The sequence below is a fragment of the Rahnella selenatireducens genome (genome assembly GCF_046449555.1).
Taxonomy (GTDB): Bacteria; Pseudomonadota; Gammaproteobacteria; order Enterobacterales; family Enterobacteriaceae; genus Rahnella; species Rahnella selenatireducens.
This window is the reverse complement of record NZ_JBKEZJ010000061.1, coordinates 1-230: the sequence shown is the minus strand read 5'-3', so window position 1 is coordinate 230 and position 230 is coordinate 1. Positions and strand designations below refer to the sequence as shown.

Annotated in this window: 1 protein-coding gene; it reads left to right on the top strand. The window is 64.3% G+C overall.

Translation table 11 applies throughout. The features are described from left to right. On the top strand, positions 1-230 hold a 230-nt coding region (locus ACLBVC_RS24820; protein WP_410151816.1), incomplete at both ends, for a hypothetical protein.

The following is a 230-nucleotide window of genomic DNA, read 5'->3' as shown; positions in this document are numbered from 1 at the left end:
TCGAACTGGTGGCGCACGGTGTGCTGCCACAGCAAATCGCCGTGCGCGTTGCGGATAATCTGCCGCTCGCCGGTCAGGTTGTCATTGTCGTCGTACTGAAAGCGCACGGTGACCAGATGGGTTTCGCTGCGGTGGGCGGTTTCGTTGACGCGTCCGGCGGCGTCGTACTGCCACAGCACGTCGTCCGGGCCGTCGTTTGTCTCCGGTCGCTGCTGGCGGATAAGGTGGCC